The organism is Kitasatospora sp. NPDC032121 (genome assembly GCF_055580145.1).
In genome coordinates this window covers 166,947-188,202 of sequence record NZ_JBVILX010000004.1, presented here as the reverse complement: position 1 = coordinate 188,202, position 21,256 = coordinate 166,947, and the positions used below count along the sequence as shown (strand labels likewise).

17 protein-coding genes are annotated in these 21,256 nt (G+C 74.0%); 11 read left to right on the top strand and 6 right to left on the bottom strand.

Annotation, left to right across the window (positions count from 1 at the left end):
* The first annotated feature begins 69 nt into the window (after nt 1-69).
* A complete protein-coding gene (locus ACZ5OX_RS14825) occupies nt 70-639 on the top strand; it encodes a GtrA family protein (RefSeq protein WP_465630230.1) in 570 nt (189 codons plus the stop codon).
* A gap of 66 nt (nt 640-705) precedes the next feature.
* Entirely contained in the window at nt 706-1,896 is a 1,191-nt protein-coding gene (locus tag ACZ5OX_RS14820; protein ID WP_465630390.1) for an ROK family transcriptional regulator, read from the top strand.
* 105 nt (nt 1,897-2,001) lie between these two features.
* Here the strand turns inward: ACZ5OX_RS14820 and ACZ5OX_RS14815 are convergent, their stop codons facing one another.
* A complete protein-coding gene (locus tag ACZ5OX_RS14815) occupies nt 2,002-3,078 on the bottom strand; it encodes an ABC transporter permease (protein ID WP_465630229.1) in 1,077 nt (358 codons plus the stop codon).
* A gap of 126 nt (nt 3,079-3,204) precedes the next feature.
* Here ACZ5OX_RS14815 and ACZ5OX_RS14810 point away from each other — a divergent pair, with 126 nt between their 5' ends.
* A complete protein-coding gene (locus ACZ5OX_RS14810; RefSeq protein ID WP_449791556.1) occupies nt 3,205-3,654 on the top strand; it encodes a MarR family winged helix-turn-helix transcriptional regulator in 450 nt (149 codons plus the stop codon).
* Between the two features lie 212 nt (nt 3,655-3,866).
* The gene (locus ACZ5OX_RS14805; protein ID WP_465630389.1) at nt 3,867-5,366 is read left to right on the top strand and encodes an MDR family MFS transporter; all 1,500 of its coding nucleotides are present in this window, start codon (nt 3,867-3,869) and stop codon (nt 5,364-5,366) included.
* 95 nt (nt 5,367-5,461) lie between these two features.
* Here the strand turns inward: ACZ5OX_RS14805 and ACZ5OX_RS14800 are convergent, their stop codons facing one another.
* The gene (locus tag ACZ5OX_RS14800) at nt 5,462-5,716 is read right to left on the bottom strand and encodes a hypothetical protein (RefSeq protein WP_465630228.1); all 255 of its coding nucleotides are present in this window, start codon (nt 5,714-5,716) and stop codon (nt 5,462-5,464) included.
* Nucleotides 5,717-5,733: 17 nt separating this feature from the next.
* On the bottom strand, nt 5,734-6,912 hold the full coding sequence (locus ACZ5OX_RS14795; RefSeq protein WP_449791559.1) for an inorganic phosphate transporter: 1,179 nt from the start codon (nt 6,910-6,912) through the stop codon (nt 5,734-5,736).
* 337 nt (nt 6,913-7,249) lie between these two features.
* On the opposite strand from ACZ5OX_RS14795, the gene ACZ5OX_RS14790 reads away from it, so the two are divergent.
* A complete protein-coding gene (locus tag ACZ5OX_RS14790; RefSeq protein ID WP_465630227.1) occupies nt 7,250-8,788 on the top strand; it encodes a C40 family peptidase in 1,539 nt (512 codons plus the stop codon).
* A gap of 82 nt (nt 8,789-8,870) precedes the next feature.
* On the opposite strand, the gene ACZ5OX_RS14785 is transcribed toward ACZ5OX_RS14790, so the two are convergent.
* Nucleotides 8,871-11,150, bottom strand: a complete 2,280-nt coding sequence (locus ACZ5OX_RS14785) for an FdhF/YdeP family oxidoreductase (RefSeq protein WP_465630226.1) — start codon at nt 11,148-11,150, stop codon at nt 8,871-8,873.
* 180 nt (nt 11,151-11,330) lie between these two features.
* Between ACZ5OX_RS14785 and ACZ5OX_RS14780 the strand changes: the two genes are divergently transcribed.
* Complete coding sequence (locus ACZ5OX_RS14780) at nt 11,331-13,187, top strand: serine/threonine-protein kinase (protein WP_465630225.1); 1,857 nt, start codon at nt 11,331-11,333, stop codon at nt 13,185-13,187.
* A 45-nt stretch (nt 13,188-13,232) separates the two neighbouring features.
* Here the strand turns inward: ACZ5OX_RS14780 and ACZ5OX_RS14775 are convergent, their stop codons facing one another.
* Nucleotides 13,233-15,164 carry an FAD/NAD(P)-binding protein gene (locus ACZ5OX_RS14775; RefSeq protein WP_465630224.1) on the bottom strand — a complete coding sequence of 644 codons (1,932 nt, stop codon included), beginning with the start codon at nt 15,162-15,164 and terminating at the stop codon, nt 13,233-13,235.
* Nucleotides 15,161-16,114, bottom strand: a complete 954-nt coding sequence (locus ACZ5OX_RS14770; RefSeq protein ID WP_465630223.1) for an amino acid ABC transporter permease — start codon at nt 16,112-16,114, stop codon at nt 15,161-15,163. Before ACZ5OX_RS14770 ends, ACZ5OX_RS14775 begins: the two co-directional genes overlap by 4 nt.
* A gap of 653 nt (nt 16,115-16,767) precedes the next feature.
* On the opposite strand from ACZ5OX_RS14770, the gene ACZ5OX_RS14765 reads away from it, so the two are divergent.
* The 5 genes from ACZ5OX_RS14765 to ACZ5OX_RS14745 are packed head-to-tail and all read left to right on the top strand — an operon-like array spanning nt 16,768 to nt 21,228.
* Nucleotides 16,768-17,934: an LLM class flavin-dependent oxidoreductase gene (locus ACZ5OX_RS14765; RefSeq protein ID WP_465630222.1), complete on the top strand. Its 1,167-nt coding sequence runs from the start codon at nt 16,768-16,770 to the stop codon at nt 17,932-17,934.
* Nucleotides 17,931-18,449: a GNAT family N-acetyltransferase gene (locus ACZ5OX_RS14760; protein WP_465630221.1), complete on the top strand. Its 519-nt coding sequence runs from the start codon at nt 17,931-17,933 to the stop codon at nt 18,447-18,449. The genes ACZ5OX_RS14765 and ACZ5OX_RS14760 overlap by 4 nt, the downstream gene beginning before the upstream one ends.
* Nucleotides 18,450-18,459: 10 nt before the next feature.
* Nucleotides 18,460-19,410 (top strand): ABC transporter substrate-binding protein, encoded by a 951-nt coding sequence (locus ACZ5OX_RS14755; protein WP_465630220.1) that lies wholly within the window; start codon nt 18,460-18,462, stop codon nt 19,408-19,410.
* A gap of 28 nt (nt 19,411-19,438) precedes the next feature.
* Nucleotides 19,439-20,437: an amino acid ABC transporter permease gene (locus tag ACZ5OX_RS14750; RefSeq protein ID WP_465630219.1), complete on the top strand. Its 999-nt coding sequence runs from the start codon at nt 19,439-19,441 to the stop codon at nt 20,435-20,437.
* Nucleotides 20,438-20,475: 38 nt separating this feature from the next.
* Nucleotides 20,476-21,228, top strand: coding sequence for an amino acid ABC transporter ATP-binding protein (locus ACZ5OX_RS14745; protein WP_402401846.1), 753 nt, complete (start codon nt 20,476-20,478; stop codon nt 21,226-21,228).
* The last annotated feature ends 28 nt before the right edge of the window (nt 21,229-21,256 follow it).

Here is a 21,256-nt window from a genome sequence, read left to right as displayed (position 1 = left end):
CGGCGCAGGCCCGGGCGGACGGCGGCGATCTGACGGGCCGACGGCATCCCCGCGTGCGAGACTGCGGAGATGCCGTCACCCACGCAGCGCGCCCTGGCCCGGGTGCCCGACCGGCTGCGCCCCTTCGTGGTGCGCCACCGCCGGCTGGTGAAGTTCCTGCTGGTCGGGAGCGGCTGCTTCCTGCTCACCACGGTGGTCAACCTGGAGCTCAAGCTCACCGTGCTGCAGCACAAGCCGGTGGTCGCGCTGACCGTCGCGACCGTGATCGGCACCGCCGTCTCGTACGTGCTGAACCGCCGCTGGGCCTTCCGGGCCGCCGGCAGCCGGCGCGAGGCGCTGATGTTCGTCCTGGTCAGCGCGGTGGCGATCGTCGTCAACGACGTACCGCTGGCGGTCTCCCGGTACCTCCTGGACCTGCGCGAGCCGTACGTCGACCCGGTCGGGCAGGAGGTCGCGGACTTCCTCAGCGGCATCGTCGTCGGCACCTTCGTGGCGATGGTGTTCCGCTACTGGGCGATGCGGCGGTGGGTCTTCGCCCCGTCCGCCCGGACGACCCCCGGCCGAACCGTCCCGGCACCGACGACGGCGCCCCCGGAACCCGGTTACGCTGCACCCGAGATGCCACGGGACGTGCCGTAGAGGGGCGAGGTGAGCCTTGTGCAGGAGCCGGACCCCGTTCGGACCGGGCCCGCCAGCCAGCAGGGGATGCGCCGGGCCAACCTGGCCCTGGTGCTCGGCACGATCGCGAGCGGACCGCGCTCGCGCGCCGAGGTGGCCGCCGGGACGGGGCTGACCCGGGCCGCCGTCTCCTCCCTCGCCGAACAGCTGATCGCCGCCGGCCTGGTGGTCGAGGAGGGCCCCGCCGCGCCCAGCGGCAAGGTCGGCCGCCCCGGCACCGCGCTCGGCCTCAACCCGGCCGGGCCCGGCGGCCTCGGGGCCGAGATCGGGGTGCGGCACCTGGGCGCCTGCGTGGTCGACCTGCGCGGGGAGGTCCGCGCCTGGCGGCGCCGGGAGGTCTCCAACCACGGCCGCGAGCCCGCCGCCGTGATGGCCGAGCTCGCCCACCTGCTGCACGAGGCCGTCGCCGCGTCGGGGCTGCGCCCGGCCGGACTCACCCTGGCCGTGCCCGGGCTGGTCGGCGGCTCCGGCGGGGTGCTCCGGCGGGCCGCCAACCTCGGCTGGCGGGACGTCCCGCTGGCCGCCGCGCTGCGCCCGGCGCTGCGGGGGGCCGGGCCGGGCCCGGTCGGCGACGGCCTGGCCGAGCTGCCGATCGAGGCGGACAACGAGGCCAACCTCGGCGGACTGGCCGAGCGCTGGCTGGGCGAGGGCCCGGAGGACTTCCTGTACGTCTCCGCCGAGGCCGGGGTCGGTGCGGCGATCGTGGTCGGCGGCCGGCTGCTGCGCGGGGCCGGCGGCTACGCCGGCGAGTTCGGCCACGTGCCGGTCCACCCGGAGGGACCCGCCTGTGCCTGCGGGGCGCGCGGCTGCCTGGAGCAGTACGCGGGCGAGGCGGCGGTGCTGCGGGCGGCCGGCCTGACCGGAGCCCGGGGCGACTGGGTGACGCTGCTCGCCGACCGCGCCGGGGCCGGGGACACGGCCGCCCTCGCGGCGCTGGCCGGAGCCGGTGCGGCGCTCGGCACCGCGGCCGCCGGCGCGGTCAACCTGCTGGACCCGGCCGAGGTGGTGCTGGGCGGCGGCTACGCCCGGCTGGCGCCCTGGCTGCTGCCGGCGATGCGGACCGAACTGGCCGCCCGGGTGGCGGTGCGGCCCTGGTCCGGGGACCGGCTGACGGTCTCCCGGCTGGGCCGACGGGGCCCGCTGCTGGGCGCGGCGGCGCGGGTCGTCCGGGCCGTCCTGGCAGACCCGGGAACGCTCGGGGCGGGCACGGGGGTCTGAACCGCAAGGGCCGGGACCGCGGGGCCTCGGTAGACGGGGGCCGGAACGCGCGCGAGCCCCCGGCCGTGGCGGCCGGGGGCTCGGTGACGATCAGTGGCGGGCGGCTCAGGCCTTGGCCGCGGCCTCGGTCCCGCTCTCGGTCCCGGTCTCCTCGGAGACCAGCTCGCGGCCGCCGGAGCGCGGGCCGCGCAGCACGGCCAGCAGGGCGACGCCGATGCCGATCAGCGCCCAGACCACCATGACCAGGATCGGCATCCCCAGGTTGGTGGAGTCGAAGTAGGCGATCGACTTGGTGGCGGTGGTGCCGGCGCCGTTCGGGAGCCAGGAGCCGATCGCCCGCCAGAACGGCGGCGTCATCGGAGCCGGGTAGACCCCGCCCGCGCTGGGGTTGCCGAGCACCACGAAGATCAGCACCGCGACGCCGATGCCGAGGATGTCGAACAGGCACTGCAGGGCCATGGTGAACGCGCCGACCGTGAACACCACCAGGGCGCCGATGGCGCTGAGGGCGAGCACCGAGCCCGGCAGGGCGTCCAGCACCGGCCCGGCGATCATCGTGCCGAGGGCGCCGGCCCCGATCGAGTACACCGCGAGGACGCCGAGGCGGATCAGCAGGCGGTGGACGTTGGCCGGCTTGGAGCCCGCGCTGATGCCGAGGATCGAGGCGACCAGGTAGCCGCCGACGCACCAGCCGATCACCAGGTAGAAGGAGGAGAGGCCGTTGTTGTCGCCCTTGGCGAGCGGCACCACGTCCTGGACCTTGACCGTACGGCCCTGGCTCTGGTCGATCGCGGTGGTGATGGTCTCGGCGGCCTTGGCGGCGGCGGTGCCGCGGGCGTTGGCCACCAGCAGGGTGTCCTGGGTGGAGGTCGGGTCCACGACCAGCGCGGCGTAGAGCTTCTGGTCCTTGATCTGCTGGATCGCCGTCTCGGCGTCCGGCGCGGTGACGGCCCGGACGGCGTCGTTCGGCACCGACTCCAGGGCGCCGACCAGCTTCGGGGTGACCTGCGGCGGGGCGACCACCGCGATGGAGAGGTTCTGCGGGGTCGGCTTGTGCAGCGCCCCGATGTAGGAGGTGATGAAGCCGAGCTGGAGCAGCAGCACGCCGATCACGAGCAGTGCCGCGCGCGGGGTGACCGCACTCTTCAGTTCGGCGACGAAACCCTGCCCCGGGGCTGCCATCCACATCTCCTTGCGTAACGGGGAAAAACGGTCCTTCCAGAACCGATACTTCATACCATGAAGTAGTTGGCTTGTCGCACCGGCCGCGCCGGACCGTGGCCGGTGCCACTGCGCGATACTGGCGCGGTGAGCGACGAGGAAGCCCTGGTGGCGGTGGAGCGCGAGGTCGCGCTGATGTTCCGGCGGGGCCGGGCCAGAGTGGCGGAACTCTCACGGCGGGTGCACCCCGGACTGGAGGGGATGGCGTACAGCCTGCTCGGCTACATCGAGCAGGCCGGGCCGGTGCGGGTGACCGACGTCGGCGTGCACTTCTCGATCGGCAAGGCGACGGTGAGCCGGCAGATCCGGACGCTGGAGGAGCTGGGCCTGGTGGCCCGGGAGACGGACCCGCTGGACCGCCGGTCCGCGCTGGTCTCGCTCACCGGGGACGGGCGGCGACGCTACCTGGCCGCGCACGACGCCCGGATGCGGCGGGTGCGCGAGGTGATGGGCGGCTGGTCGCCGGAGGACGTGAGCCGCTTCGCGGGGCTGCTGCACCGCTTCAACGACGTGCTGGAGGAGCCGACGGCCGAGTGACCGGGCGGTCGTCGGCGGCGTGAGCGGGGCCCGCACCCGCGGGCTTTACTTCCCCTTGAAGAAAGTTGCCTAACTCAACCATCTCGCCTTATGGTTGCTTACGGCAACGAAATTTCATGATCCGCGTATCCCGCGCGCCTCGCCGAAGGACCCAGATGACCGTGACCACCGAGGCCGCGAGCGGAACCGCCGCCGCGGCCGACAGTCAACAGATGACGCACCGGCAGGTGATGGAGGCCCTCTCCGGCCTGCTGCTCGGCCTCTTCGTGGCCGTGCTCTCCTCGACCGTCGTCTCCAACGCCCTGCCGCACATCCTGGCCGACCTGCACGGCGGCCAGTCCGCCTACACCTGGGTGATCACCGCGGCCCTGCTCACCCTCACCGCCTCCACCCCGATCTGGGGCAAGCTCTCCGACCTCGTCAGCAAGAAGCTGCTGCTGCAGATCGCGCTGCTGATCTACATCGGCACCTCGGCGCTGGCCGGCCTCTCGCAGAACACCGGTGAACTGATCGCCTGCCGCGCGCTCCAGGGCATCGGCGCCGGCGGTGTCGTGGCGCTCGGCCAGATCTGCCTGGCCGCGATGGTCCCGGCGCGCGAGCGCGGCCGCTACAGCGGCTACTTCGGCGCGGTCTTCGCGCTCGCCACCATCGGCGGGCCGCTGATCGGCGGCGTCATCGTGGACACCTCCTGGCTGGGCTGGCGCTGGTGCTTCTACGTCGGCATCCCGTTCGCGCTGGTCGCGATCCTGGTGGTGCAGCGCACCCTCAAGCTGCCGGTGGTCAAGCGCCAGGCGAAGATCGACTACCTGGGCGCGCTGGTCATCACCGCCTCGGTCAGCCTGCTGATGATCTGGATCACCCTGGCCGGCAAGAACTACGCCTGGCTGTCCTGGCAGACCGCGGCCATGGTCGGCGGCGGCGTCCTGCTGGGCGCCCTGGCCATCGTGATCGAGCGCCGCGCCGCCGAGCCGATCATCCCGCCGAGCCTCTTCAGGTACCGGACCGTCACCCTGGCCGCGGTCGCCAGCGTGCTGGTCGGCGTCGGGATGTACGGCGCGACCACCTTCCTCAGCCAGTACTTCCAGCTGGCCCGCGCCAAGTCCCCGACCATGGCCGGCCTGATGACCCTGCCGATGATCCTCGGCCTGGCGGTCTCCTCGGCGGTGGCCGGCCGACTGATCACCAAGTACGGCAAGTGGAAGGCCTACCTGGTCTCCGGCACCGCGCTGCTCGCCCTCGGCTTCGGCCTGCTCGGCACCGCCCGGGCCGACACCGACTACGTGCTGCTCTCCGTCTACATGGCGATCACCGGCGTCGGCCTCGGCCTGACCAGCCAGAACCTGGTGCTCGCGGTGCAGAACACGGTGCCCCGGCACGAGCTCGGCGCGGCCAGCTCCGTGGTCACCTTCTTCCGCACCATGGGCGGCGCGATGGGCGTCTCCGCGCTCGGCGCGCTGATGTCCGACAAGGTCGGCCACTACCTGGCCGAGAACCTGGCCGCGGCGCACGTCCCGGTGTCGCCCGCGGCCTCCGGCGGCGGCATCCCGGACCTGGCCAAGCTGCCGGCCCCGATCGTGCCGCTGGTGACGGACGCGTTCGGCCACGGCGTCGGCACCGTCTTCCTGTGGGCCGCCCCGTTCGCGGCGCTGGCCTTCGTCACCGTGCTGTTCATCCGGGAGACCGCGCTGAAGACCACCACCCAGGAGGGCTGAGCGGCCGGCGGGACCGACCGGCCGTCGGGATACGCGAACGGGCCGGGGAGTGTGGAGACACTCCCCGGCCCGTTCTGCCGCGTCCGGCGCTGCGGTCAGTGGCCGGCGATCAGCGACAGCCCGTAGAGGACGGCCCCGCCGCAGAGCGCGAAGCAGACGTACGCGCCGGTCAGGGCGAGCTTGCCGCCGCCCGCGGCCCCCGCGGCGCCCCCGCTCTCACGGGCGGCGCTCACCGCGGCCTCGCGGCGGGACAGCGCCAGGATGCCGAGCGCGAAGACGGTGACCACGGCGACGGTGATGCCGAAGCTGAACCCGGCGGTCTGGGCCAGGGCGTTCCACTTGATGTGCATGTGAGTGCTCCCTGCGCTCAGGCCGCGACGGTGGTCGAGGCGGGGGTGGGGACGTTCGCGGTACCGGCCGGTGCGACCTCGACCGGGGTGACGTCGACGTCGTTGACGTTGTCCGCGCCGACCGGCTGGCGGCGGGAGATCAGCCACATCGCGCCGGCGCCGGCCACCAGCACGGCACCGACCAGGGCGACGCCCCAGCTGCCCTGCTCGGCCAGCAGGGCCGCGCCACCGGAGACCAGGGCGGCGGCCGGCAGGGTCAGGCCCCAGGTGTAGACCATGCGGCGGACCAGGCTCCAGCGCAGCTCGCCCTTCGGGCCGCCGAGGCCGGCGCCCATGATGCCGCCGGAGCAGACCTGGGTGGTGGAGAGGCCGAAGCCCATGTGCGAGGAGGTCAGGATGACGGTCGCGGCGGCCGACTCGGAGGCGAAGCCCTGCGGCGGGCGGATGTCCGCCAGGCCCTTGCCCATCGAGCGGATGATGCGCCAGCCGCCCATGTAGGTGCCGAGCGCGATCGCGGCGCCCGCGGAGACGATCACCCAGGTGGGGGGCAGCGCGCCGTGCGGCAGAGCGCCGACCGAGACCAGGGTCAGGGTGATGATGCCCATCGTCTTCTGGGCGTCGTTGGTGCCGTGCGCGAGCGAGATCAGCGAGGAGGAGAAGACCTGGCCGGTCTTGAAGCCCTTCTCGGTGGCCGCGGTGTTGCCCTTGCGGGTGATCAGGTACGCCATCTTCGTGGCGCCCCAGGAGGCCAGGCCGGCGACGAACGGCGAGGCGACGGCCGGGATGAGGATCTTGGTGATCACGGTGTCGAAGTTGACGCCGTTCATGCCGACCCCGACGATCGTGGCGCCGATCAGGCCGCCGTACAGGGCGTGCGAGGAGCTGGACGGCAGGCCGCGCAGCCAGGTCAGCAGGTTCCAGAGGATCGCGCCGGCCAGTGCGGCGAAGATGATCTCGGGGTGGACTCCGGCCTTCTCGTTGACGATGCCGCCGGAGATGGTGGTGGCGACCTTCACGGACAGGAACGCGCCCGCGAAGTTGAGCAGGGCCGCGATGGTGACCGCGACCTTCGGACGAAGGGCCCCGGTCGCGATCGCGGTGGCGGCCGCGTTGGCGGTGTCGTGGAACCCGTTGGTGAAGTCGAAGGCGAGCGCCGTGATGATCACAACGGCCACCAGGAACGAGATGTGTTCCATACCCAAACAATCGTCTTAGTTGTCGCACGGACGTTGATGACCTCGCGACCGTAGGTCTGCTTGGTAAACGGAAGGTGAACTGGACCGGGAATCAGGGTTCCGATGGTTGACTCGCAGTGACCATTGGCTTTCTTCGAGGTGACCAAGGTCGCGCTGAGCTGGACTTTAGCGAAGAAAGCACCGGTTCGACCCGGTTTGCTGAGAGCTGTCTCACAGATCAATCGAGAATTAACCTCCCAGTCCGCCCGCGCCCTGTTTCCGACGAGTAACCCGTGGGAGGATCTGCGGGATCCGGATACCCGGGACAGGGGCAGTGCGCGGCGGGGAGGGCCAGGCCATGGGCGGGGCGGGACAGAGAGCGGAGACGGCAGGCGTACGGCCCTGGGTACGGGCGGCGCTGCGCTGCGGAGCCGTCCTCGCGGCCGCGGCGCTCGCACTGCCGGTGGGCGCCCAGGCCGCCTGGGCCGCACCCGACCCGGGCACCGGCCAGGTCGCCGCCGACGCGGACCCGCTCGCCGCCGCCAAGGCCACCCTCGGCCCGCTGCTCGACCAGCTGCACGCGCTCTACCAGGGCGCCGAGGCCGCCACCGAGCAGTACAACGGCGCCGTCGCCAAGGTGGCGGAGCAGCAGACCTCGCTCACCGACCTCCAGGGCCGGCTGGAGCGCCAGCAGAAGCAGGTCGACGCCGGCACCGACATCGCCTCCCAGCTCGCCGCCGCGCAGTACCGCAACGGGGCCGCCTCGGCCTACGCCGAGCTGCTGCTCTCCAAGGACCCGTACGAGGCGGTCGTCATCGCCGAGCTGCTGGCCTCGGCCAGCCGCTCCCAGTCGGAGTTCCTGGACAAGCTGAAGAGCGACCGGGACGAGCTGGACGGGCTGAAGAAGCAGAACGAGGAGGCGCTGAAGACCTCCCAGGCGCTGGTCGCCCAGCAGGACGCGGCCAAGGCCAAGGCGGCCGCCGACCTCGCCTCGGTCGAGCAGCTGGTCTCCTCGCTGACCGGCGCCCAGCGGGCCGAGCTGGAGCAGCTGGAGAAGGCCAAGGCGGACGAGGCGCAGCTCGCGTTCCTCGCCTCCGGGGCGCTCGGCAAGGGGGAGCGCACGCCCTCGCTGCAGGGGCGCGGGGCCGTGGCCTTCGCGCTGGCGCAGCTGGGCAAGCCGTACCTGTGGGGCGGCACCGGCCCGGGCGCCTACGACTGCTCCGGCCTCACCTCGCAGGCCTGGCTGCACGCCGGCAAGCCGATCCCGCGCACCAGCCAGGAGCAGTGGGCGCAGCTGCCGCACGTGGCGCTCAACCAGCTGCGGCCCGGCGACCTGGTGATCTACTTCCAGGACGCCTCGCACGTCGGGATGTACATCGGCGGCGGGCTGATCGTGCAGGCGCCGCGGCCCGGGGCGTTCATCAAGATCTCGCCGATCGGCTCGATGCCGATCCTCGGGGCCGTCCGGCCCGACCCGTCCGGCACGGCGGACGACGCCGGCGGCACGTGGAAGGTGCCGGACCTCCCGGCGGGCTGGGACTCCGTCACGCCGATCGCGCCGAGCCCGGCCAACCAGGTGCCGGCCCCGCCGGCCCCGGGCGGAGCGGTGACGCCGCCGGTCGTGCCGGGCACGCCGACCGGCCCGGCCACTCCGGGCGGGGCGGTTACGCCGACCGGCCCGGCCACGCCGACCGCGCCCTCGACCGGCACGTCGACCGAGCCGGGCACCCCGACGCCGACCCCGACCGGGACGCCGGGCGCCCCGAGCGGGACCGGCACGCCCACCCCGACCGGGACGGGCACCCCGACGGAGGGCCCGAGCGGCACCGGCTCGGCGACCGCCTCGGCCCCGGGCAGCGCGACCGCCACGCTGCCGCTGGGCACCCCGACGCACTGACGGCCGCCAGGCCGGTACGAAGGCCGCCCCGCGTCATCGGACGCGGGGCGGCCTTCGCGTTCGTCCGCAGCCGGCGGACGCCTCAGGCGCCGCTGTCGGGGGCGAAGCGGATCACGACGGCCTTGGAGGTGGGGGTGTTGCTGACGTCGGCGGTGGAGTCGAGCGGCACCAGGACGTTGGTCTCGGGGTAGTAGGCCGCCGCGCCGCCGCGGGCGACGGGGTAGTGGACGACCCGGAAGTGCGGGGCGCGGCGCTCCACGCCGTCGCTCCACTCGCCGACCAGGTCGACGTACAGGCCGTCGGCGAGCCCGAGTTCGGCGGCGTCCGCGGGGTTGACCAGGACCACCCGGCGGCCGCCCTTGATGCCGCGGTAGCGGTCGTCGAGGCCGTAGATCGTGGTGTTGTACTGGTCGTGCGAGCGCAGGGTCTGGAGCAGCAGCCGGCCCGGCGGGACCTCGGGGGCGGTCAGCGGGTTGACGGAGAAGTTGGCCTTCCCGGTCGCGGTCGGGAAGGTGCGGGAGTCGCGGGGGCCGTGCGGCAGGGTGAAGCCGCCGGGGCGGCGGACCTTCTCGTTGTAGTCCTCGAAGCCGGGGACGACGCGGGCGATCCGCTCCCGCAGGGTGTCGTAGTCCTCGGCGAAGTCCTCCCACGGCACGGTGTCCTGCGGCCCGAGCACGCCGCGGGCGAGCCGGCAGACGATCGCGGTCTCGGAGAGCAGGCCGGGTGCGGGCGGGCGCAGGCCGCCGCGCGACGCGTGCACCTGGCCCATCGAGTCCTCGACGCTGACGAACTGGGCGCCGCGCGAGGTGACGTCCTTGTCGGTGCGGCCCAGGGTGGGCAGGATCAGCGCGCGGGCGCCGGTGACCACGTGCGAGCGGTTGAGCTTGGTGGAGACGTGGACGGTCAGCCGGCAACGGCGCATCGCGGCCTCGGTGACCTCGGTGTCCGGGGTGGCCGCGACGAAGTTGCCGCCCATCGCGAAGAAGACCTTGACCTTGCCGTCGCGCATCGCGCGGATGGTGTCCACCGAGTCGAGGCCGTGCTCGCGCGGCGGCTCGAAGCCGAACTCCCCGCCCAGCGCGTCCAGGAAGGCGGTGGTGGGGCGCTCGAAGATGCCCATCGTCCGGTCGCCCTGGACGTTGCTGTGCCCGCGCACCGGGCAGACCCCGGCGCCGGGGCGGCCGACGTTGCCGCGCAGCAGCAGGAAGTTGACCACCTCGCGGATGGTCGGCACGGCGTGCTTGTGCTGGGTGAGGCCCATCGCCCAGCAGACGATGATCTTCTCGGACTTCAGGACCAGCCGGCCGAGCTCCTCGACCTGCTCCCAGGGCAGGCCGGTCGCGGCGAGCACCTCGGCGCGGTCGGTCGTCCGGGCCTGGGCCTCGAACTCCTCGAAGCCGTGGCAGTGTTCGGCGACGAACCCGTGGTCGACGCCGTCCTGTTCCAGGACGATCCGGTTCAGCGCGCGGAACAGCGCGAGGTCGCCGCCGAGGCGGATCTGCAGGAAGAGGTCGGTCAGTTTGGTGCCGTGGCCGACCAGGCCGCGCGCCTGCTGCGGGTTCTTGAACCGCTCCAGGCCCGCCTCCGGCAGCGGGTTGACGCTGACGATGGTGGCGCCGGCCCGCTTGGCGCGCTCCAGCGCGGAGAGCATCCGGGGGTGGTTGGTGCCCGGGTTCTGGCCCGCCACGATGATCAGGTCGGCCTGGTAGAGGTCCTTCAGGCTGACGCTGCCCTTGCCGACGCCGAGCGTCTCGGTGAGCGCCGAGCCGGAGGACTCGTGGCACATGTTGGAGCAGTCCGGCAGGTTGTTGGTGCCGAGCCGGCGGGCGAACAGCTGGTACGCGAACGCGGCCTCGTTGCTGGTCCGGCCGGAGGTGTAGAAGGCGGCGCCGTCCGGGGTGTCCAGGGCCTTCAGTTCCTCGGCCACCAGCGCGAAGGCCTCGTCCCAGGAGACCGGCCGGTAGTGGGTGGCGCCCTCGTCCAGCAGCATCGGCTGGGTGAGCCGGCCCTGCTGGCCGAGCCAGTAGCCGGAGCGCTCGGCCAGGTCGGCGACCGGGTGGGCGGCGAAGAACTCGGCGCGGACGCGGCGCTCGGTGGCCTCCTCGGCGACGGCCTTGGCGCCGTTCTCGCAGAACTCGGCGGTGTGGGTCTTGTCGGGCTCCGGCCAGGCGCAGCCGGGGCAGTCGAAGCCGTTCGGCTGGTTGACCTTGAGCAGGGTGGCCAGGGTGCGGCGGGCGCCCATCTGCTCGGTGGCCATCCGCAGGCTGTGGCCGACGGCGGGCAGCCCGGCGGCCGCGTGCTGGGGCGCGGACACCTCGGGGGCGTCCTGGGCCGGGTCGCTCTGCGGGGCCTGCTTGGCCATGGCCGCTCTCCTCGGGCTGCTGGTCCGGGCCGCCGCACCGTCGCGGGGCTCACCCGCCCATCCTTCCACCTGCTGCTTGAGAGGGGGAGGGCCGTCTGCACGGCGGGGGAGGGCCGTCCCCGTCGCGGGGGGCGCGCCGTCGGTAGAGTCTGGGCGTCATGGCGGGAGGGGAGAGGGCGCGTGCGAGTCGGGGACGTCCTGGACGGCCGGTACGAGCTGGTGGAGAAGCTCGGGCAGGGCGGGTTCGGGGTGGTGTGGCGGGCCCGGGACACCCGGATGGGGCGGCCGGTGGCGGTCAAGGTCATCGGGCACCACGGCGGTGACCGGGCGAAGGCCGCGCTGCGGTTCGTCCGGGAGGCCGGCGCGGCCGGCAACCTCTCGCATCCGCACATCGTCACGGTGCACGACCTCGGGCAGTGCGAGCTCGGCGGCGAGGAGGTCACCTACCTGGTGATGGAGCTGCTCACCGGCCGCACCCTCACCGAGGTGCTGCGGGAGGGGGTGCCCGGGCCGGCGCTCAGCCTGCGCTGGGGGCGGCAGATCAGCGGCGCGCTGGCGGCGGCGCACGACGCGGGCATGGTGCACCGGGACATCAAGCCCGACAACGTGATGATCACCGACGCCGGGCACCTGAAGGTGCTGGACTTCGGCATCGCCCAGCTGGACACCGGCGCGGGCGGGCTGACCACCACCGGGACGATCGTCGGCAGCCCGGCGTACATGGCACCCGAGCGCTGGACCGGCGGCCGGGTGGACGGGCGGGCCGACCTCTACGCGCTGGGCTGCGTCCTGGTCGAACTCTTCACCGGGGCGCGGCCGTTCGGCGGGGACTCGACGCCGGTGCTGATGTACCAGCACCTCAACGAGGTGCCGCCGCCGCTGGACCCGGCGCAGTTCGGGCTGCCGCCGCAGGTGGCCGGGCTGGTCGCGGAGCTGCTGGCGAAGGACCCGGCGGCCCGGCCGGCCGACGCCCGTACGGTCGAGCGGCGGCTCGCCGAGCTGGCCGGGTGGCAGGGCGGCCACGCGGCGGCGCCGGCGCCACCGCCCGTGCCGACGGTGGTGGAGCGCCCGGCGCCGCCCGTGCCGCCACCGCCGAGCGTCCCGCCGGTCGTGCCCGTGCCCGCGGTGCCGCCCGCCGTGCCCGCGCCGGTCGTGCCGCCGGTCGTCCCGTCGGTGCCGCCCCCGGTCTCCTCGGTGCTGCCGCCGCTGACCACGCCGCCGGTGACGGCCGCGCCGGCGGCCGAGTCGGTACGGGCCGCGCTGAGCGAGCGCCGCTCGGCCGCGTACCGGGCGGCGACCGCCGGCGAGTCGGCGATGCTGCTGCAGGCCGTCGCCCAGGACTGCGTGACCGCGCTCGGCCCGAGCGACCGGGACACCCTGTGCACCTGGCGGGACTTCGCCTGGTACCTCAGCCGCACGGGTGACCTGGACGGCGCGATCCGGCTGCTGACCGCTCTCGTGGCCGACATGCGCGCGGCCCTCGGCCCGATCGACCCGGACACCCTCGGCGCCCGCTACCACCTGGTCTGGTGCGTCGGCGAGAGCGGTGCGCCCGTCACCACGGTCCGGCTGATGAACGAGCTGCTGCCCGACCTGCACGCCGCCTGGGGCCCGTACGACTCGCGGGTCCTGAAGGCCCGGCACGACCTCGCGCTGCACCACGCCAACCGAGGCGACCTCCAGGGCGCGGTGATCCAGCTGCACGGGCTGCTGCCGGACCTCGCCCGGGTGCTGGGCGAGCACCACCCGAGCACCGTGCAGGCCTGGCAGGACCTGGCCGGCTACCAGCAGCAGCTGGCCCAGGCCGGCCGCAAGGGACCGGGGCCGCGCCGCCGGACCCCGCGGATGAGCCCGATGGAGGCGCTGGTGCTGGTGCGGCGGCTGCGGGTGTGGGACTTCGCCACCGATGCGGAGGCCCGGGCCTGCATGGACGCCCTGGACCGGGGGATCGGCCTGAAGGGCGTCGCGGACGTGGTGTTCGAGGCCCCGGACCACGTCTCGGACGAGGACCTGGTGGAGGAGATCTTCGGCGCCTGAGTGCTCCTCGACGCCGGGGTGCCGACGCCGCAGCTCTCACGGCTCTCACGCCGCCAGGGCCCGGGCCGTCGGCAGGGCGGCCAGGGCGCGGAGCAGGGCGCGGGCGGCGGCGTCGTTCTGGCGGAAGGCCGGGGCGTCGGTGCGGGGGCGGGCGAAGGCGGCGGCCGCGCGCAGGCTGGTGTGCGGGCCGAGGGCGGTGCGGCGCGGGTGCGGGGCGCCGCCGAGGGCCGGGTCGAGCAGCCGGCTGTCGGCGGGGGCGATGGTGACCAGGCCCGAGCGGTGGGTGTGGTCCGGGTCGGTGACCACCTCCTCGACGACGCGTCCGGTGCGGTGCAGCTCGCCCAGCAGCGGGTCCAGGGTGCGGGCCAGCGCGTGCTTGGGCAGGTACGCCTCGACCAGCGCCGTCGCGGTGACGTGGTGGCCGGGCACGGTGGCGCCGGAGGCCCGCCAGGTGCCGCTCTCCTCGTCCCGCTCGATCCGGACGTCCGCGCCGAGGAAGCGCACCACCCCGGCCTCGGAGAGGGCGAGCAGCTGGCGCAGCCGGAAGCCGGGCGGGCCGGAGGCGAGGAAGCCGAAGTAGCCGAAGAACCACTCGTCCACCTCCTCGGCGATCGAGCGGGCGGTGAGCCGGCCGCTCGCCGTCACCCGGGGGAGCTGGCCGAACAGCGACAGCAGGGCGAGGAAGGCGCCGAGGTCGGCGCTGTGGGCGGGGTCGGCGCGGCGGTCGGCGTCCGCGCCGATGTACCCGCGCAGGTACTCCTGGAGTTCCTCGTCGCTGCCGAGTTCGAGCCCGGCCAGCGGGTGGTCGAGCCGCTCGAAGTCGATCCGGTCGGCGGGGTCGGGGACGGCCTCGGCGACCAGGGCGGCGCGTTCGGGGGTGTACCAGCCGTGCCGGTCGTAGCGGGCGAGGAACTCCGGCCAGGGCAGGGTGGTGCGCTCGGGGTGGGCGTGGAACAGCTCGTGGTAGTGCCCGAAGGCGATCTCCTTGGCCATCAACGGCCAGAAGTCGCGCCGCAGTTCGAGCTGTCCGCCGGTGGCGAGCACGGTGTCCACGGCGGCCGCGTCGAAGTACCGGGGGAGCGGGGCGGGCGGCCCCTGGAGGCGGTAGCCGGTCTTGGAGTGGTACGGGACGCCGCGCCGGGAGCCGAGGTGCAGCACCGGCTCCCGGCCGGACGGCAGGTAGCGCAGCGCGGGCCCGTCCCCGGTGGGTTCGAAGCGGCCGCCGCGGCCCTCGGTGAGCAGGGCGACCAGGTCCACCGAGGCGAGGCCGAGACCGCGCAGCACCACCTGCTCGCCGGGGGCGAGGGCGGCCAACTCGGCGGTCACGTCGGCGGAGTAGGCGGGCGGGAGGTGGAAGCGACCGTGCCGGGCGGCGAACTCGGCGTCGGCCGCGTAGCGCGGGTGGGGGGCGGAGTCGAGGTGGCCGAGGGTGAGCACCACGTGGTCGGCGGTGAGGGTCCGGTCGCCGAGGTGGACGGTCTGCGGGCCGTCGGTCGGGCCCTCGATCCGCCGGACGGTGTCGCGGTGGACGGTGACCGTGATGTGCGCCGGCAGGTCGGCGACGGCGCGGCGGAACACCCAGTCCAGGTAGGCGCTCTGGGCCCGCCGGGTGGGGAAGTCGGTGGGCGCGAGGGTGCGCAGCTCGGCCCGGACGGCCGGGTCGGCGACCTCCCGGTAGGGCGTGAACTCCCGCTGCCTGCGGGCCCATTCGGCGAGTGAGGGGCCGGGGCGGACCGGTCCTTCGAGGGTGGAGCGCTCGTCGGTGAACATGGTGACGTCCTCGGCCATCGAGTTCATCCGCAGCAGCGGGGACTGGTCGTGGCGCCAGATCCGGCCCGCACCGGGCGGGTACGGGTCGACCAGGTGGATCGCCAACGGCCGGTCGGCGGGCAGCAGTTCGGCGGCGTTGGCGGCGATCCGCTCCAGCAGTCCGGTGCCGCGCGGGCCGGCGCCGACGATGACGAGCGACGACGTCATGCCCGCACCGCCCTGGCGAGGGCCGCGCGGGCCCGTTGCAGCGGGGTGGGTGGCAGGCCGTCGCGGGTCGCGCCCCGGGCGAAGCGCCGCTCCACGTAGTACTGGCCGACGGACAGCAGGGTGGTGACCACCAGGTACCAGAGGGTGGCGACCATCAGCATCGGGATGACCTGGTACGACTGGAGGTAGACCAGCTGCACCGAGTAGAGCAGGTCGGAGACGGCCAGCACGCTGACGATGCTGGTGCCCTTGAGCGCGCCGATCAGCATGTTCCCGGCGCTCGGCACGATCGCCCGCATCGCCTGCGGCACCACGATCCGGCGCAGCACCCGCCACCGGCCGAGTCCGAGCGCGGCCGCCGCCTCCAGCTGGCCGCGGTCCACGGAGAGGATGCCGCCGCGGATCACCTCGGCGGCGTACGCGGTCTCCAGCAGGGTGAGGCCGATGACGGCGGTCAGGGTGGGGCCCATCAGGTTGACGGTCCTGACCGTGACGAACTCGGGGCCGAACGGGAGGCCCAGGCCGAGGGCCGGGTAGAGCGCGCCGATGTTGAAGAAGAACAGCAGCTGCACCAGCGGCGGGGTGGAGCGGAACACCCAGACGTAGCCCCAGCTCAGCGTGCGCAGCACCGGGTTGGCGGACAGCCGCATGGTGGCGAGGAGGGTGCCGAGCACGAAGCCGAGGGCGAGGGTGGCGGCGGTCAGCCAGAGGGTGAGGGCGAGCCCGTTGAGCACGGACCGGGCGGTGAACCAGTCGGCGACCACGCCCCACTGGAAGGCCTCGTTGCGGATCACCGAGTTGACCGCCATCGCGGCCAGCAGCAGGGCGACGCCGGCGGCGGCCCACTGGCCGGGCCTGCGGCGGGCGACGATCCGGGCCTCGGGGGCGGGCGGTGCGGCGGGGCGGTCGAGCGGGGAGGGGGCGGGCAGGACGTCCTGCGGGGTGGCCATGGCGGCGGCTCCTGGGCGGAGTGCGGGCGGGAGAGGTACGGCGGTGGTCACGTACGCGGGCGCAGCCCGTGTCCCTCAACACGGCCGGCGCGTGGCACTGCACTCCGCGCCGATCGTACGCATGCGCGATCGACGGCTGTCAAGGGTGATCGGGGCGCGGGAGGGCCGGTCCTGGGCGTGTCGGAGAAGTGACAGGAGATCGCAACAGTGCGGCAATGATGGACGGTTGACGGACCGATCGGCCGACTGCTCAACTTGAGGCCATGTACGTCGAGCAGCCCCTGGTCAGCCGCGACCACATCGACTTCGGTCGGGTGTGGTCCGCGGCGTGTCGCGGCTGACCTGGCAGCGGGCCGTCCGTCCGGCCTGAACTCCCGGTGGGGTGCCCTCCCTCGGCTCGCCCCGTCGTGGCCCGGATCCGTCGTCGGTGGCCGACGACCCGTCACATCCTCGCTGTCGCCGACGACTTCGCACTGCGCTCCGGCTCTCCCGCACTCCGGCAGTCCCTCCCGTACGCCCTCGCGTCACCCGTCACCCGTCCGACGGCCGCCCCGCCGCGGCCGCCTCCGGTCAGTCCACCCGCAGCCCGCTTGCGGCCCGCCCGCAACCCGCCCGCGGCCCGACGGGCTTCCACCCACCCGAAAGGTTCCGCCATGCCCGTCGAATTCCTCGGCATCGCCGCCACCGGCGACGGTTCGGAGACCACCGCCCGCACCACCGCCGCCTTCGACCGCGACTACACCCTGCGGCTGGCCCGGGCGCACGAGGACCACGGCTGGGACCGGGTGCTCTTCGCGTACGGGGCCGGCACCCCGGAGCCGGCGGCCGCGGCGGCCTACCTCGCCTCGCACCTGGAGCGCCTGCAGATCCTGCTGGCGCACCGGCCGAACGTCTCCTACCCGACCTTCGCGGCCAAGACCTTCGCGACCCTCGACCGGATCAGCGACGGCCGGCTGACCGTGCACTTCATCACCGGCGGCAACGACCACGAGCAGCAGCGCGAGGGCGACTTCCTGACCAAGGACCAGCGCTACGAGCGCACCCGCGAGTACATCGGCATCGTCAAGAAGGCCTGGACCAGCCGGGAGCCCTTCGACCACGAGGGCCCGCACTACCGCTTCAACGACTTCGTCTCGGACGTCTTCCCCGTCCAGCAGCCGCGCCCGGCCGTCTCCTTCGGCGGCTCCTCGGACGCGGCCTACGCGGCCGGCGGAGCCGAGGCGGACATCTACTGCCTCTGGGGCGAGCCGCTGGCCCGCACCGCCGAGCAGATCGAGCGGGTGAAGGAGGCGGCGCGGGCCGCCGGGCGCACCGACGTGCCGCGGATCCAGGTGGCGTTCCGGCCGATCATCGCGCCGACCGAGGAGCTGGCCTGGGAGAAGGCGCACCGGACGGTGGCCGCGATCAGGGCCCGCCGGGGCTCCGGCCGGCCGGGGGCTCCGGGCACCGCGGCGCCCGACGCCGGGACGCCCGGGGCCGCGGCACCCGAGAACGCCGGCTCCCGGCGGCTGCTGGAGATCGCCGAGGCCGGCGAGCGCTACGACCGCGCGCTGTGGACCCCGACGGCCGCCGCCACCGGCGGGGCGGGCAACTCCAACGCCCTGGTCGGCACCCCGGAGACGGTCGCCCAGGCACTGCTCGACTACTACGACCTCGGCGTGGACATCCTCTCCGCGCGCGGCTACGACCTGCTGGACGACGCGATCGACTTCGGCCGGTACGTCATCCCGATCGTCCGCGAGGAGGTCGCCAAGCGGGACGCCGCCGCGGCCGAGCGCGCCGAGCGCGACCGCCACCAGCTGATCGCGGCGCAGGCGTGAGCGCGGCCGCCCGGTCCGGGTTCCGCCGGGTCGCGATCGACGACCCGCTGGTCGAGCCGCTGCTGCGCGAGCTCACCCACGAGTACGTCACCCGGTACGGCCCCGAGGGCCGCGAGGAGATGACCCGCTACCCGGCCGAGGCCTTCGCCGAGCCGCACGGTGTGCTGCTGCTCCTGCTGGAGGACGGCGAGCCGGTGGCCGGCGGCGCGTACAAGCGCTACGACGAGCACACCGCCGAGGTGAAGCGGATGTGGACGCACTCCGCGCACCGCCGCCGGGGCCTGGCCCGCCGGGTGCTGGCCGAGCTGGAGCGGACGGCCGCCGCGGCCGGCTACACCCGGATCCACCTGACCACCGGGCCGCGCCAGCCCGAGGCCGTGAACCTCTACCTGGCGGCCGGCTACGCCCCGCTGTTCGACGTCTCGGCCGACCCCCTGACCATCGGCCCGCTCCCCTTCGAGAAGCGGCTGCCCGCCGGCGCGGCGCAGCCGCCCGTCCTGGCCCCGACCCCCTGAAAGGCCCCCCGTGAGAACCAGCACCGCCCGCCGCCGCCTGCTCGCGACCACCGCCCTGCTGCCGGTCCTGGCCCTGACCCTGGCCGCCTGCGGCTCGGACCCGAAGATCGCGGGCGCGGCGGTGGCGGGCGGCCCGTCCGCCGCCACCGAGGACCTCGTCTCCGGCCTCACCAGGTCGGACGCCGCCGCCGCGCTGCTGCCCGAGGAGGTCCGCAGGGCCGGCACGCTGAAGTTCGGCTCGTCCTTCGGCACGCCGCCCAGCGCCTTCTACCTCGACCAGGTCACCAAGAAGCCCGCCGGGATCGACGTGGACCTCACCGACGCCGTCGCCCGGCTGCTCGGCCTGACCGTGCAGCGCGAGGAGGCCGCCTTCGAGACCATCCTGCCCGCCCTGGACAGCGGGAAGTACGACGTCGGCACCGGCAACTTCGGGGTCACCACGGCCCGGCTGAAGACCATCGACTTCGTCACCTACATCGACGACGGCCAGGGCTTCGCGGTGCGCAAGGACAACACCGCGATCCAGCCGGTCACCGACCTGGTCCAGCTGTGCGGACTGACCGTCGGCACCGGCGCCGGCACCACCTTCGAGACCACCCTCAACAGCCGGCGCGGCGTCTGCGTCGACGCCGGGAGGAAGCCGTACGAGGTCAAGGCGTTCAGCGAGAGCGGCGCCCTGCTGACCAGCCTCCAGCAGGGCCGGGTGGACGTCGAGATGTCCACCATCAACGGCCTGCGCCACCAGGCCGCCCAGGAGGCCTCCGGCACCCGCTTCCTCGGCGAGTTCCACCGCCTCGACGTCGGCTTCGCCCTGAAGAAGGGCTCGAAGCTCGCCCCGGCGCTGCAGGCGGCGGTCAACCAGCTGATCAAGGACGGGACGTACGAGCGGATCCTGCGCAAGTGGGGGGTCACCGAGTCGGCGATCACGGAATCGCGGATCAGCCCGCCCGAGCACGCCTGAGCGCCGCCCCCGTCCCAGGAGATCTCTGATGACCGTCAGCACCGAAGCACCGCCCGCCCCGTCGAGGCCGGCGGCCGCCCCCGACCTCGACCTCGACGAACTGGCCGGCCTGCGGACCGTCCCGGCCCGGCACCCCTGGCGCTGGGCCCTCGGGATCGCCGCTCTGGTCGTGCTCGCCCAGTTCGCCCACGGCCTGGCCACCAACCCCGGCTGGGACTGGGCCACCTTCCGGCTCTACTTCACCGCCGACACCATCCTCCGGGCGATCGGGCGGACCCTCGAACTCACCGCCTACGGCACGGTGCTGGGCTTCCTGCTGGGCACCGTGGTGGCCGCGATGCGGCTGTCCCGCAGCGCGATCCTGCGGTCCGTCGCCTGGGCCTACGTGTGGGTGTTCCGCTCGATCCCGCTGATCGTCCAGCTGGTGTTCTGGTTCAACCTCTCCTACCTGTACAAGCGGTTCGGGATCGGCATCCCGTTCGGCCCGACCTTCGGCGACGTGGAGACGGTCGGGGTGCTCGGCGCGCTCGGCGCGGCGGTGCTCGGCCTCGGGCTGCACCAGGCCGCGTTCGCCGCCGAGATCATCCGCGGCGGCGTCATCGCGGTGGACGCCGGCCAGCGGGAGGCCGCCGCCGCGCTCGGCATCCCGCGCTGGCGCCAGGGGTGGCGGATCGTGCTGCCGCAGGCCATGCGGGGCATCCTGCCGGCCGCCGCCAACGAGGTGATCTCCCTGCTCAAGGGCACCTCGGTGGTCTACGTGATGGCCATCGGCGAGCTCTTCTACCAGGCGCAGGTCATCTACGGCCGCACCGGCCGGGTGGTGCCGCTGCTGATGGTCGCCACCGTCTGGTACGTGCTGCTGACCACCGTGCTCTCGATCGGCCAGTACTACGTCGAGCGCCACTTCGCCCGCGGCGCCGAACGCACCCCGCCGCCCACCCCGTGGCAGCGCGTCCGGGCCTTCGCCCGGAGCCTGCCCGACCGCACCCGGCCCGCCGCCGCCCGTACCTCCGGAGGACAGTCGTGACCGCCCTGACGAAGCCCGCCCCGGCCCCGGCCGCCCCGATGGTGCAGGTCCGCGGCCTGCACAAGAGCTTCGGCCGGCTGGAGGTGCTGCGCGGGGTCGACCTGGACGTCCCGGCCGGCTCGGTGACCGTGGTGCTCGGCCCGTCCGGCTCCGGCAAGTCCACCCTGCTGCGCGCGATCAACCACCTGGAGAAGCTCGACCGCGGCCACGTCGCCATCGACGGCGAGCTGATCGGCTACCGGCGCTCCGGCGACCGGCTGTACGAGCTCAGGGAGCGCGAGGTGCTGCGCCAGCGCACCGGCATCGGCTTCGTGTTCCAGAACTTCAACCTGTTCCCGCACCTCACCGTGCTGGAGAACCTGGTCGAGGCGCCGGTCGCCGCGCTGCGCCGCCCCAGGGCCGAGGCCAGGGCGACGGCGCTGGCGCTGCTGGAGCGGGTCGGGCTGGCCGACAAGGCCGCCGCCTACCCCCGGCAGCTGTCCGGCGGGCAGCAGCAGCGGGTGGCGATCGCCCGGGCGCTGGCGCTGGAGCCGAAGGTGCTGCTGTTCGACGAGCCGACCTCGGCGCTCGACCCGGAGCTGGTCGGCGAGGTGCTGGACGTCATCAAGGACCTGGCCCGCAGCGGCACCACGATGATCGTGGTCACCCACGAGATCGGCTTCGCCCGCGAGGTCGCCGACACCGTGGTCTTCATGGACGGCGGCGTGGTGGTCGAGCAGGGCCCGCCCGCCGAGGTCCTGGACCGGCCGCGGCACGAGCGCACCCGGGCCTTCCTGGCCAAGGTCCTCTGACCCTTCCGCTTTCTCTCAATCCCCTTTC